At 56.4% G+C, this 11,341-nt stretch carries 15 protein-coding genes and 1 pseudogene; 13 read left to right on the forward strand and 3 right to left on the reverse strand.

Translation table 11 applies throughout. The features are described from left to right. Positions 1 to 377: 377 nt before the first annotated feature. Entirely contained in the window at positions 378 to 638 is a 261-nt protein-coding gene (locus tag HA45_RS22765; RefSeq protein WP_100701379.1) for a helix-turn-helix transcriptional regulator, read from the forward strand. 336 nt (positions 639 to 974) lie between these two features. On the opposite strand, the gene HA45_RS22770 is transcribed toward HA45_RS22765, so the two are convergent. After that, positions 975 to 1,283 (reverse strand): XRE family transcriptional regulator, encoded by a 309-nt coding sequence (locus HA45_RS22770; protein WP_436405014.1) that lies wholly within the window; start codon positions 1,281 to 1,283, stop codon positions 975 to 977. A gap of 295 nt (positions 1,284 to 1,578) precedes the next feature. Between HA45_RS22770 and HA45_RS22775 the strand changes: the two genes are divergently transcribed. From HA45_RS22775 to HA45_RS29205, 9 genes are all read left to right on the forward strand, one after another. Next, complete coding sequence (locus tag HA45_RS22775) at positions 1,579 to 1,860, forward strand: conjugation system SOS inhibitor PsiB family protein (RefSeq protein ID WP_128599070.1); 282 nt, start codon at positions 1,579 to 1,581, stop codon at positions 1,858 to 1,860. A 163-nt stretch (positions 1,861 to 2,023) separates the two neighbouring features. Beyond that, complete coding sequence (locus HA45_RS22780) at positions 2,024 to 2,797, forward strand: plasmid SOS inhibition protein A (protein ID WP_280174525.1); 774 nt, start codon at positions 2,024 to 2,026, stop codon at positions 2,795 to 2,797. Positions 2,798 to 2,826: 29 nt separating this feature from the next. Further along, positions 2,827 to 3,171 carry a toxin gene (locus HA45_RS22785; protein WP_100701382.1) on the forward strand — a complete coding sequence of 115 codons (345 nt, stop codon included), beginning with the start codon at positions 2,827 to 2,829 and terminating at the stop codon, positions 3,169 to 3,171. Next, a complete protein-coding gene (locus HA45_RS22790) occupies positions 3,164 to 3,478 on the forward strand; it encodes a helix-turn-helix domain-containing protein (protein ID WP_045834423.1) in 315 nt (104 codons plus the stop codon). The genes HA45_RS22785 and HA45_RS22790 overlap by 8 nt, the downstream gene beginning before the upstream one ends. 32 nt (positions 3,479 to 3,510) lie before the next feature. Continuing rightward, a complete protein-coding gene (locus tag HA45_RS27730) occupies positions 3,511 to 3,780 on the forward strand; it encodes a hypothetical protein (protein ID WP_128599071.1) in 270 nt (89 codons plus the stop codon). A 552-nt stretch (positions 3,781 to 4,332) separates the two neighbouring features. Beyond that, entirely contained in the window at positions 4,333 to 4,539 is a 207-nt protein-coding gene (locus tag HA45_RS22800; protein WP_244563516.1) for a hypothetical protein, read from the forward strand. An 87-nt stretch (positions 4,540 to 4,626) separates the two neighbouring features. After that, positions 4,627 to 4,983: a hypothetical protein gene (locus HA45_RS22805; RefSeq protein WP_100701384.1), complete on the forward strand. Its 357-nt coding sequence runs from the start codon at positions 4,627 to 4,629 to the stop codon at positions 4,981 to 4,983. Between the two features lie 37 nt (positions 4,984 to 5,020). Next, positions 5,021 to 5,395: a hypothetical protein gene (locus HA45_RS22810; protein ID WP_128599072.1), complete on the forward strand. Its 375-nt coding sequence runs from the start codon at positions 5,021 to 5,023 to the stop codon at positions 5,393 to 5,395. A 110-nt stretch (positions 5,396 to 5,505) separates the two neighbouring features. Further along, on the forward strand, positions 5,506 to 5,853 hold the full coding sequence (locus HA45_RS29205; RefSeq protein WP_366557363.1) for a DUF5983 family protein: 348 nt from the start codon (positions 5,506 to 5,508) through the stop codon (positions 5,851 to 5,853). 41 nt (positions 5,854 to 5,894) lie between these two features. On the opposite strand, the gene HA45_RS22815 is transcribed toward HA45_RS29205, so the two are convergent. Then, positions 5,895 to 6,218, reverse strand: coding sequence for a DUF3368 domain-containing protein (locus HA45_RS22815; protein ID WP_100701387.1), 324 nt, complete (start codon positions 6,216 to 6,218; stop codon positions 5,895 to 5,897). A 243-nt stretch (positions 6,219 to 6,461) separates the two neighbouring features. Between HA45_RS22815 and mobA the strand changes: the two genes are divergently transcribed. Together mobA and traI are read left to right on the forward strand one after the other, a co-directional pair. Beyond that, positions 6,462 to 6,803: a plasmid mobilization protein MobA gene (gene mobA / locus HA45_RS22820; protein ID WP_100701388.1), complete on the forward strand. Its 342-nt coding sequence runs from the start codon at positions 6,462 to 6,464 to the stop codon at positions 6,801 to 6,803. After that, positions 6,803 to 8,764: a TraI/MobA(P) family conjugative relaxase gene (traI, locus tag HA45_RS22825; protein ID WP_100701389.1), complete on the forward strand. Its 1,962-nt coding sequence runs from the start codon at positions 6,803 to 6,805 to the stop codon at positions 8,762 to 8,764. Before mobA ends, traI begins: the two co-directional genes overlap by 1 nt. 44 nt (positions 8,765 to 8,808) lie before the next feature. Here traI and HA45_RS22830 read toward each other — a convergent pair whose 3' ends face one another. Then, complete coding sequence (locus HA45_RS22830) at positions 8,809 to 9,636, reverse strand: DsbA family protein (protein ID WP_100701390.1); 828 nt, start codon at positions 9,634 to 9,636, stop codon at positions 8,809 to 8,811. Between the two features lie 1,295 nt (positions 9,637 to 10,931). Between HA45_RS22830 and HA45_RS22840 the strand changes: the two are divergent. Then, positions 10,932 to 11,341 (forward strand): annotated as a pseudogene (locus tag HA45_RS22840) (LPD7 domain-containing protein); the annotation flags it as partial.

Below are 11,341 nucleotides of genomic sequence, written 5' to 3' on the forward strand. Positions count from 1 at the left end.
TTATATGCACAGTATTAATGAGGCTGAATTCTGTGACAAGTCAGACTTTGCAATGAACCGGTTCTCAGCCACTCAGTGCATTGAGAGATAATGAAATATTTTCGTTATCCTGACGGATGAAAAGCGCAGCGCCAGCTATAGTTATTTCGCAAGCTCGGTGTCAGGATGACGCCACACTGGTTCCAGATGGCCCGGATTTATTCCGGGCCTTTCTGTTTCTGCAGCCTGCTATCCCACTTTCGCCACACCTAAATCTCACCTCTGTCCCCCGGTGTGAGTTTTGCTGCGGATTTATCACAATCTGTGGTACAGATCTTGTGCAGCTGCCGATGTCCTCTTATGCTCGGACTATCACCTTCACGGACCCCCGGGGCTTTATGGATGGCCGCACCTCGCCCGGCCGCTTTCTGGCTTACCTGCTCGCTGAACATGACATGACGGTAAAATCACTTTGCCTGAAAACCGGTCTGGCACAGCGGGATGTCTGGTCACTGCTGTGCGATCGTAAGCCGGTGACGCCGGCCATCGCAGAGAAACTTGGGCGCGTGTTTTACTCGCCCGGATTCTGGAGCATCAGGCAGGCCATGTGGCAGCTGTGGCGGGAAGGCGTTCCGCTACCCGGAGACCGCGATACCTGAACGCGGTGAGTGTGCTAAATTTTCCAGTGCCGGTACGGAATTTCTCACCCCAATTTCACCAGGGCGTTTAATAAACTGTAACCGTACCGGCATCATTCCCTGTCGAATCAGACGCTTCCTGGTAATAGATCCCGTATAAACCGATATGCTTAACAGGTGCGTGACTTCTCTGCTGACACCAGTGTGACGTATTGCAATAGCTGACATGTTCTCAGGACCCAACATCACCGGCCTCAGACCGGAAGTGCTCACTCCTGTTGCTCCCGGGCCAGCCGCCCGGGATTTTTTTATCCGCTGTTTGTTGTTCTTCGTTCACGGTCAGTTCACGCCGCCCGGTCAGACTTCCTTACTGACGCTTTCCGTCATCTCGCCGAGGAGCTGCAGCAGGCGTTCTGCGCTCAGCTGCTGAGATCTGAATGCAGGCATCATCCCGGTAAGCGAAAGCGTCACCGTTGCCAGGGCCACCGCGCGTTTAATCTCTTCTGCATTTTCATAGCTTTTATACGTACGCAGGCTCACGCCTAGCTCTGCCGCCGCGCGCTCCCGGCTCCAGAGCATACTCCTGCGCCACAGCCTCAGATGCCATCCTGTCATATTCTCTCCTTTTAAAAAAACTGAAAAAGTACAATTACTGCACTTTTCCATTATGCCTCAATTATGGTGTTTCACTGTCCCGGTGACAGTCCGGGAGCACGGCATGAACCGTCATGCGCGAAGTATGCGTGAAAGCAGCGAGCCGGACATTCCCGCGATGCCGGCACTCATGCAGACTGCTTTGAGCAGCAGGAGGGGCGACTCTTCTGAGCCCGAATAACAGTATGCTGCACTGCCCGAACTCAGGGGCAGGAGGTATGCCCACGCATGATATGCGACGCGAACATATCCCCTGAGTGCGAACCCCGAACCCCGAATCCCGAACCCCGAGACAGAGCAGAACATCATGACCCAGGAAGAAAAATTCACGCTTAACACCCTGCAGGCCTTCACCGGCTGCGATTTTGAAGCCTACCGCAACCGGGGCGAAGCGTTTCGCCAGCGCCTGAGCGGTGCCGTCCTGAACGCGCTGCAGCTGCCTGACAGCTGGCGCACAAACTGCGAGATGCGCGGCGAGTGGGGCGGAGCCTATCCCGTACACCTGCGGCTGACCCGCGCCGATGCCGCCGGGCTTGCCGTCGAGCTGCTCAGCCCGTCGCTGATTCGCCGGTTTGGTACGCGGTGCTGACGGATGCGCGCACCCTGTCGCGCATCCCGCTGAGCGCTGGCTATCGCTTTGAACCTGAGACGCTTCGCACCACGCTTAAAAAAATCGCAGAGTACACGCGGGCGGGCTTCACCGGTGCCGGTGAGCTGTTCGCCGCGCTTCGGATGGGAGGGCACGCCGCATTATCCCGAAATCACTCTCTCTGGTCACCCTTCTGCCGGAACGTCAGGCCGCCCTGCAGGCCATCGCGGCGGTTGAGCACGCGCAGCAGCGGGGGGCGCGGCTGGCCCGCCATCCCTACGCCGCCGCGTTTATGAAGCAGCTGAGCGGCAGGAGCCGCGTCAGCGTCCAGGCTCTGAACCGCATCCGGGGCATTTACCTGCGCCCGCGCGAAAAGCGCGCGCCGCTGCCGGAGTGGGAAGGGGCGCTGGATACTTTCCTCAGCACGGGGGGTGAGGTGTGCCCGCTGCCGCTGCCGGGCGAGCTGGCCACCACGCTGTTTCCGGAGGCCGTATTCCGCCGGACAGAACGAGCAAAACACGCTGCAGATAAGTCCGTCAGCCACGCTACGCGGCGGGAACGGCAGGCGGCGGACTACCGTGAGCGCCCGCTGGAGAACCGCATCCGCCAGGCTGAAACTGAGCTGGCATTTCGCACACCGAAGACCCTGCGCAGCTGGTTCGCCGCCTGGTGTGACAGCGTGCCGGAAAACGATATGAATAACACGATCGCCGCGTGGGCGCGGCGCTTTCCGTCGCTGAACGGTCTGGTAACCCTGCAGCCGTATGCAGGAGACGTTGCCTGCCAAGTCGCGGGAGAAATTCACCTGCGATCGCGGCACATGGACAGCGCGCAGAAGGGCATGAACCGCTGGCTGGTGCCAAACAAGCTGCCGACGCAGTCTTACAGGGAACGGGTGATTAATGAATATTGTACTATCCCCAATATGGGGATATAATATCCTCTAGTTGGGGACAGGGACTAACCATGCACGCGTTATTTATTGAGCTTTCTACCTTTGAGAAATACCGGGCCGACTATCTGAATGATGACCAGTTCAGGCTGTTTCAGAGCATGCTACTGGCCGCCCCGGAAAAAGGTGATCTGATCCCGGACACGGGCGGGCTACGTAAAGTCCGGTTCCGGGACGAGCGAAGAAACAAGGGCACCCGTGGCGGGATCAGGGTTATCTATTACTGGACCAACGAAAAAGGCCAGTTCATCCTGTTTACCATCTACGATAAAGATCAGCGTGACGATCTGACCAAACAGCAGCGCGACGCCCTGGCATCGGCGCTGAACGTAATTAAAAAGGGGCTGAGACATGACTGAACGCGACATTTTCAGTGAGCTGATGACGGGTATGCAGGAGCTGAAAGATCATCAGGACGGAAAAATTACGCTCAAGACTTACAAGGTCAGCAAGCGCGAGCCCGTCACTATCGCGCCGCAGGAGCTGCGCGACGTGCGCGAAAAACTTAACCTGTCACAGGCCGTTTTCGCGCACTACCTGCACACGGGCGAGACCACCTATCAGAACTGGGAGCAGGGCAGGGCTAAGCCTAACGCTCAGGCCGTCCTGCTGATCCGCATGGTGCAGCAGAACCCGGAAACCCTGCAGACGCTGGCGCAGCTTTAAGTAGCTAACAGCAGCTTTGTCACCTTGAGTAGATGCCAGATGATAATGCTCATTCGCCCGCATCCGGGCGTGCAGGCCGCTTCCACACAGGACCGGCCAGGCAATTAATTTTTGCGAAAGTTATCCTGCACCTCGCCGCCTGGCGCGATTTTGCTTTGTGCTTTCTGCCAGCCCGGAACGGCAACACCGGCGCCCTGCGGGCCGGGAAATCCGGTGCTGGCGCACCGGTCCTCTCCCCCTGGATGCGTATGGCCATCATCACCAGACCCGTTTCAGCTTCTGTTTTCTCCAGTCAGTTCTGACTTCCCGCCGCATAAAAATATGCTTAAACAGCAACAGCAACAGCAACAGCAACAGCAACAGCAAAAACATGGCCCCCTTCGGCTCCCCGGCAAGACGGGTCGTCGAGCCCTACTGCGCTAACCGGCAAAGCCGGTAAGCTCCGCCGGAACGCGAAGGGCCGCGCTCCGTGCCTGACGGCTAGGGTCTGATGGCTGAGGTCAACGGCTGCTGCCGGCTTCGCCGTCGCTTTCACCGTCCCGGCAAAATCCCGCCGGGCCTTTAAGGCCAGCCCGCGGGGCGGTCTGCAACGTCCCTTCTGACGCTTCCCTGCATTTCGGCCAGCCCTTGCGCGGAGGGCTGGTCGTAGCACCGCCGGTTCAGGCAGAAAGGGATGAAGTACACGCCGCCAGAAACTTTTCGCCAGGGGCCGCAAAAACTTTTTGTCGTCGCCCCTTTATGCCTTCACTTCGTCGTTGCTCCTTTGCCCTTTGCCGCGAAAGGCCAGACCGGAAAGAAGAAACCCGCGTCAGAGAAGGGCTTTTCAGGCACCGCGCGGCGGTCACGGTCGCGGCGTGCACGTGTGCTCCGATCCGCTGCTGAGCGAGATGGACAATAACCTCTGGTTTCCGCTGAACGCGGAGGAAGACTGGCACGCAGGCATTGAGCGCGTGCTGACCATGAACGGCGTGGCGGAGAACGTGGTGCGGCTGGAGCCACTGCGTGACGGTCCCGAATACACCGATTTAAAGGTGACTTATAACCGGAAAATCTGCGCCTGATGCGCAGAGGAGCCGGAGAAAAACCGGCCTCATGACGTTGTTTTTCTGTCCCGTTCTGAGCGTCACAGCATTAAAGAGGTCTTCACAATGAAATCCAAAACCATCAACTCACAGACCGCTTCAACTTCAGAAAAAACGTTCACCATCCTTGATTTACAGGCGCTGTCACAGCGTGCTTCAGCTTCTGAAGAGGTAAACGATAACGCCCGCCGCATCAGCCTGGCGGCATCCGCACTATTGGGCTTCGCGTACCAAACGGGTATCGCAGACAGCACCGAACCGGCAGAGACTGCCGTCACCGACCTTCTGACAGATCTTATGCACTTATGTGCAGACTGCTGGCCGGATGAAGGTGAAATGTCCTTTGACAGCGCATTGAATACCGCCCGTATGCACTTCGATGAGGAATCCGATGAACATGCACAGTGGGACTTAATGAAATGAATATGACCATCACAGACATTACGGAAGGCATGAACAGTTGACACGAAGCTATGCCGACTTAGTTGCTGATTCTGTCTCCTTCAGCCTCGGCCGCCCGCTGAGCAGTGAGGAGTACACGCAAATCTATAACATCACCGAACGCGCCATTTCTGATGCGGTTCAGCAGCTGGAAAACAGCGAAACTGTGGATGATAAACCGCTCACGCAGGAGCAGTTCAACGACCTTGCTGACTACATCTGTCGCTGGGGCGTATTCACCGGACCGGGCGGCATTCAGGGGCATGAGTTTCAGGCACTGACCGTCATTGATGAGCCCACCGAGGAACCGGAAGGTCGTAAAATTTACGTTGGTGTTCGCTACCCGTTAGCGGTGTATGACTTTGACATCGGCTTCACGGTTCTGCGCTCCTGAAAAGAAAAAAGCATTGCCGTGAGCGGGTGAATAATCGAGCCTGCTCACGGAACAAAGCAAAAATAAAAATCACACAATATCGGGAGCCGTCATCCAGACGGTATGCAAAAATGACTTCATTAAATGATATTCAAAGCCAGCCAAATGAACCGGAAATCTGTCGCTGCGCGGTTATCAGTAATGCGCACATGACGCAGGGAGATTCTGAGATTCTGGGCTCACTGTCACCCAGACTGAGCGGTGAGGAGGGGGCGTGTCACTGGATACATCCCACGCGATATGGATTTTTGATCCGCCTGTCAGCAAGTTCGGACGCGATTGCGATACTCAGGGGGGCAGGGCTGTCTGATGACTTCTGCCACGTTGTCACCTTTCTGGCTTATAAGCGACAGGCTTCGATGATTCACTTTGACGCTGATGCTGACATTCTTGAAGGATTCAGCGTCCACAACTGGTAAAATTAATTCCGGCAGGCACTCATTAAACCTGCCGGAATTCTTCATGATGCAGGCTGATTGTCCTGCGGCGTGGTTTTCTGCTGTACTGCCTCAGCCTTACGCGAAGCCCGTTTTTTCTTTCCACTTCCCTCGTTCACCACAGCGGAAATCGCCTTCTCACTGAAACGAAATTCCATGGCATCCAGCGCCGACTTGATATCCGAAACTGTGTAACCTTTCTCTTTCGCCAGCACCAGAATAGTGTCCTTCAGATTTTCCAGCGCCGCCTCTCTGGTGATGCGCTGCGGCGTCAAATCCGGAAGATTTTCCAGATTCCTGCGCGCCTCATCAAGCTGCTCCTGCGTGAAAACATTACGTACCGCCATCTCATTTCTTCCTTCAGAATGGTAAAGACCCGATTTTGCTGGATTTTTACCACCACTTCCACCCCCATCACCTCGCATGACGCTGGTTTACTTCTGAGCAGCTAAGTGGCAAACTACAAATAGTTGATTTAAAGATGGGACAGGAAATGTTTTGTGACCTCCGCCAGCACGCTGGCAGTGATTCCCAAAACGACCTGCTCAGGGCTCCGCCCCGAGACACGGGTAATGTGCCAAGGTTGAGTTATGTCGAAAAGCGAAAAGCGTCAGAGGGAAAAACTGGTTAAGTGCCGCTGCACAGAGGCAGAGTACGAGGCCATCAACAAGAAAGCCGTCGCCGCCGGACTGACGACTTCTGAGTACCTGCGCCGTACGGCACTTAACCGCCGCATTACCGTGCGTACCGACATTCGCATGATGAACGAGCTGCTGCGTCTGGGTGGCCTGCAGAAACACCTGTACACCCAGATGCAGACGAGTATGACCACCGAGCTGAGCAACCAGTTTTCTGAGGTGCTGACCAGCATCAAGCACGCCATTAACGCGCTGGACATGACACCAGTGCCGGTCGAGGACATGAAAGACTGATGAACGTTATCATCCCGCCAAAGCGTCGCGATAAGAAGACCAGCTTTAAGAAGCTGGTCAGCTACGTGAGCACGCGTGTGGAAAAGAAACCGGGTGAAGCCGTGACGCAGGATGCGGCTCCAGCCGCCGGTTCTGAGTACGTCGCCACACCGGGATTTGGTCAGCTGGTTGATTACGTCGGCCGTAAGCGTGCAACACCTGTTACCGAGATCGTTAGCATTTCACCGAAGGGCATTCAGCGCGTGCTCTCCGGTGAAGTGCTGTGTGAAACCAACTGCTTCTCACTGGATACCGCCGCGTCAGAAATGAACCTGACGGCTTCACAGAACCGCCACTGCAAAGATGCGGTGTATCACTTTATTCTGTCCTGGCAGGGCGACGAAGACCCGTCACCCGATGCGGTATTCCGGTCCGTGCGTTACAGCCTCAAACAGCTGGGCATGGAAGAACATCAGTACGTGGCTGCCATCCATCGCGACACGGATAATATCCACTGTCACGTGTCGGCTAACCGCGTTCATCCGTCGACGTTCCGCGCGCAGAACATGTGGAACGACGCCGACGAGCTGCAGAAGTGCTGCCGCGTTCTGGAGCGCGAATTCGGCTTTAACGTCGATAACGGCAGCTGGCATATGGATTCGTATGGTGACCTTCACCGTACCCGCCGTGATATGCCAGCAACCCCACGCGGCGCAGCTAAGCGTGAAATCTTTTCTGATAAAGAAAGCCTGCACGGCTATGCCGTTCGCGAGACGCGTCAGATGCTGTCTGACGATATTGCTCAGGGTAAAATGAGCTGGGACCGACTTCATAATATTCTCTATACCCGCGGGCTGGGATTACGCGAGCAGAGCGGTGGCCTTGCCGTTTACGATCTGATGAACCCGGAAGGCGTCAGTGTGAAAGCGTCTGACGTTCATCCGGACATCAGCCTGACCTCAATGGTCAGTCAGCACGGCAAGTATCAGCCAGCGCCTCCCGTTTACAATCCTGACCGTCCTGAAGACGGCATGCTGGACATGCAAAACTTTTATATGCCTCAGCTGCACGTGCGCGACCAGGAAGCCCGTCGTGAACGCAGAGAAGCCCGAGCGATTGCGCGCGATATCCTGCGTGCCCGATATGACGCGTACCGCAGTGGCTGGGAAAAACCAGACCTGCGCGCAGGTGAGCGGTTCCGTCAGATTGCCTCGCACTGTGTGGTGGCCAAAGCTCACGTTCGCGAGAGCGTGAGGGATCCGCTGATGCGCAAGCTGATGTACCGCGTGGCCGAGTTTGAAAAGATGAAGGCCATGGCCGAACTGCGCCTGCAGCTGCGTGAAGAGCGTCAGATTCTCAAAGATTCCGGGGAAGGTCGTCCGCTGAGCTGGAAGTCATGGGTAGAACGTGAAGCAGTGAAAGGAAACGCGGCTGCACTGAGTCAGATGCGTGGCTGGTCTTACCGTGAGAAACGCGTTGCCCGTCAGCAGAAAAATGCGTGGCCGGAACCGAACGCCGTTATTCATTATGGCCCGGGTGATGATGTGCCAACGTTCAAATCGAGCGAACATGAGACGCGACTGCTTCGTGACGGAACAGTCAGCTATCTTCGCGACGGTAAACCCGCCGTCACTGACTTTGGCGACAGAGTCGAAGTCTACCCTGCACCTGACAGCAAATCGGATCGTTTTAATAATGACCTCGCGGCTGAACTGACAGCCTGGCGAAGTGGAGATAATACGGTTCTGAGCGGCGAGCAAAAGGCCATTAACCGCGTACTGTACTCAGGCGTGGTGAGAAACATTAATAAAGATAACGGGCGTGTATTTAAGGTGAGCGATCCCAAGCTGATGGCCAGCGTACATGCGACCGAAGAAAGCCTGCGCAATCGCAATGTGCGGCCGGAGCTGAAACATTCTGAACCTCAGCAAAAGAACGATGAAAATGTGCGTCCCGATTACAGAGACTTACCACGTCCATAAGGAGATCAACGCACCTGCGCGCCCGCCTGCACCCGCATTGCGCTTTAATTCCGTGGTGCTGCCGCCCTGCTGATGGCATTTTGCAGGACGTTACCCTGCGGGTATCCGGGGATGACGGTGATCCTTCCGGCCGTTACGTCTGCTGAAGGCATAACCACAACAGCGGGCGTGCCGCGAAATCCGATCTGCTGCGCCAGCTCGCTGTTTTCCTCCAGCGCTTTTCTGAGCTCCGCCAAGCCGGCTTTCCCCGGATCACGGTATCCCGCGCTGCCAGCGGCTTTCCAGATATCTTCCGTAGTGAGGCGGCCTTCATTATCTCCCGTGGCGTAAAGCGCATTATGGTATTTCAGATACGCTGCGGCGCCCTTCTGGTGCCACACGCGTAATCCCGTTTCGGCGGCCGTCAGTGAACGTTTCCACCGGCCGGCAAAGATGGGCCACTCTTTGAATACAAACCGCACGTCGGGGTTTGCCTTTATCACCTTATTCAGTACCGGCGCCAGTTGCGCGCAGTAAATGCACTGATAATCGAAGAATTCGACCACGGTTACCTTTGCGTTCGCGGGACCATAAGAAGGGGAAGCCGGGCTGTTCAGCAGCGCGGCCTGATTCTGCACCACAGCCTCCGTCATTTCATCCTGCTGCTTTTTCTGCTGCTGAGCCTGCAGCCTCTGGCCGGCCTCTATCAAAACTTCCGGATGATTCAGCAGGTAATCTCTGACTACCTCACCGAACTGCGCCTTTTGTTCCGGCGTATAAGTCACCGCCGGCGCATGTGCGCCGCTGTTTTCCGGGGGCTCAGCACCGCAGGCCAGCAGCGGCAGCAAGCATCCTGCGACCAACGTCAGCTTTCGTATACTGGTGAATCTCATCTGATTTTATCCTCTATTTTTTATATTCATCGCAGGAAAGGCCGGCCGGCCCTTTCCCGGTTGTAGCCAGCACCTGCTTGTAAACTAATGGATTGATATTATTGATTTAAATATCTTTTCAGGATGTTATTGATCGTAAATAACGATCAATAAGCTTAAAACGATCTGTTTTACCAATTTGACTGAGTTAATTCCTAAAAGCACAATTTTGCGCATTACCTCCTTTAAATGTGTCCTGATGTGTGCATTGGCCGCAATCAGTGTCGCACCGGTGTTTTTTTCACCGCGGAGGCATGCTTCACCGACGATGTCAGAATATCTGTTCCGCTCTTTAACAACGTGCCCGTATTTATATTTCCGATCTCAGGGTCCTCTCTTGCCGGCACGCTTTAGCGTGCGCGGAAGATGTCCGGAGGCTACGTCATGGCCTGCATCACATCGGGAGAACAGCACGCAGGGAAATGGCTCTGCACCCATTGCTGGCGGGCACCGCGCAAAGTCGGAATTGTGGCGTCAACCGTGACACCCCTACGTACAAATTCGATGTATCCAGTTCGACCGGTGCAATAACTGCACCAGGCCCCGGCGCGGTCCGCCGGACACAGCCTGTATCTGGAGAAGATTAGCCCTGCACCTGCGTGTAGTCGTGAACGGGCTTCCCTGACGGTTTTTCCCCACAAAGCGCTCAGTGACACAGAGCATTCTGTGCGGGCCCACGCGTATGCGTGGGTCAGCCCGGAACGTCTTTTTTTGCTTTCTTCATACGTTAACCACCAGGTCCGCACACCTCAGGGAGATGATATGTACCTGTCAAAATCTAAACGTGAAGCATTGCGAAAGCAGTTCCTTGGCCGCTGCGCCTACTGCGGAGAACCCCTGCCAGCGCGGGGCTGGCATGCAGAATCAATCTGCCGGAAGTTAGTCGCAGGAGGAGTGGTTCCCGTGTGCCCTTCCTGCCGAAAGGTAAAAGGCAACGCCTCACCTGAAGCATTCAGGGCGCTGCTTGCTGAGCAGGTTGAAAGAGCGCTGCGACACAGCGCTCATTTCCGGACGGCCGTGCGCTTCGGGCTGGTGAACCAGCAGGCCGATAACGTGGAGTTCTGGTTTCAGCGCTGCGGCGTATCAGGTGGGCGAAACAAGGGGGCAATCCAGGATGTTCCCGCCCGCCGCTTTCTGCCTGAGAGAGCTCTTCACCAGGTACAGGCTGAGACCCGCAGACGGAGTTTCTGGACGCGCTGACCGACGCCGGGCTGATTATTGACGGCCTGCCGGTGATGGACGGGGAGATACACCGCGTGTCGGTCATCGACGGACCGAAGGGCAACGGCGACGGCGTCTACCGTGGCTTTCTGAACGGCAGCAAGCCGGGTGGCTGGTTCATTAACTACTGGACCGCCAAAACGCACAAGGACATCACGAAGTGGAAGGGCACCGGCGGCGAGTCCGACCCGGTTGCCCGCCTGCACATGAAGGCGGTAGCCCGCCAGTCCCGCGATGACTCTCCGCGACGGCTGGCCGACACGCACGCCCGGCAGACGGCCAAAGCGAAGGCGCTTTATGAGCGCCTGCCGCCCGCCGACCCGGAGCACCCCTATCTTCAGCGCAAGGGCGTGACGGCGGACGCAGGTATCCGTCAGACGCGTAACGGCGCGCTGGTTAAACCGGCACGGCCGTGGTGCAGAACGCCGACAAGGTCACCACCGCC

Source organism: Pantoea rodasii, assembly GCF_002095465.1.
Classification (GTDB): Bacteria; Pseudomonadota; Gammaproteobacteria; order Enterobacterales; family Enterobacteriaceae; genus Pantoea; species Pantoea rodasii.